Source organism: Endozoicomonas sp. ONNA2 (genome assembly GCF_024606365.1).
GTDB lineage: Bacteria > Pseudomonadota > Gammaproteobacteria > Pseudomonadales > Endozoicomonadaceae > Endozoicomonas.
Genome location: NZ_JAHHPO010000591.1, coordinates 1 through 1,117 on the forward strand (window position 1 = coordinate 1; position 1,117 = coordinate 1,117).

The following is a 1,117-nucleotide window of genomic DNA, read 5'->3' on the forward strand; positions in this document are numbered from 1 at the left end:
CGACTCGCTCCTGTTTTTGAAACAGGGGTTAGCGTGGCAGACAGGTGATGGGTTTAGAAGACGTCCTTAAATAAGCGCTTACGTTTGAAATTCAGCTCAGTAACGAGTTGGCGGCTACTGCTGCGTTGCGGGAGACTATCCGTAAAGACCTTGAGTATATAGAGAACGCAACCAGTGCCGCCAGTGTCAGTAAGGCTGCTACCAAAGCGTTAGCAGATGCAGCAGCCCGTTCAGCCAGTGTCAGCAGGGCAGTTGTTCAGGCTGACAAGGTTGCGGTGGCCTCGCTGCGTAATGAGGTTGAGGCTGACCGGGCAGAGGTCGCCAGTAAAAGGACTTTGGTCCTTGGTTATAGGGATGACACCCTCGCAGCGCGAGACGAGACCAAAACAACGGCAGCGACTTTCACTCCGGCCAGCCATAACCACGATGATCGTTATTACACCGGGGCAGAGGTTGATTCATTGGTCATTAGTTTGGCGGCACGATTGGCAGCCCTTGAAGCCAAGCTGGTCAATGTCACTGTCTCGGGCGCAAAAACCATATTCTGTAGTGAAATAGAAGTTGTCGATTTAGGGAGAGGGGAATAACTTATGCCATTAAACATTAGTTGTCGTCTAAATGTTTCTATGATTGCAGCCGAGTTCGGTGTTACCCCCGTATAAGTTATCGGACTTTTATGGTATGGCGGGGCTACCTGCTGGCGGCCCTTCCAGGATGGGTGCTTTTTATGGGTTGTCAGCAGGACCGTGTGGACAGAACAAGCGAAGCTGGTAGCCAGTGATAAAGAAACTAATGACTTCTTCGGGGTCTCCTGCTCTATCAGCGGCGACGGAAGTACCGCCCTTGTGGGGGTCCCCAATGAAGCCCCTGATGGCGTTTCTGATGCCGGTGCTGCTTATATTTCCCAAACGGAGGGTGGAAACATAGATATGCAGATCGAACGCACAGTCACCATAGGAGAAATCTTCGCCGCACTGTCGTATGTAGTCTCTGCACTCGGTGCCTGTATTTTCGCTTGCAGATGACCATGAGCTGCCAGGAGGCTGTCCGAGAATAGACTGTCCTACTGCGGTTGCGATAAATTGGTCTAAAAATTCCTGCTTCTTCGTCAAATAGC

2 protein-coding genes are annotated in these 1,117 nt (G+C 51.2%); both read left to right on the plus strand.

What is annotated here, in order from left to right:
- Positions 1 to 107: 107 nt before the first annotated feature.
- A complete protein-coding gene (locus tag KDK14_RS10360) occupies positions 108 to 587 on the plus strand; it encodes a hypothetical protein (RefSeq protein ID WP_257265026.1) in 480 nt (159 codons plus the stop codon).
- Positions 588 to 746: 159 nt separating this feature from the next.
- Entirely contained in the window at positions 747 to 1,025 is a 279-nt protein-coding gene (locus tag KDK14_RS21730) for an FG-GAP repeat protein (RefSeq protein WP_373691060.1), read from the plus strand.
- Positions 1,026 to 1,117: the final 92 nt, after the last annotated feature.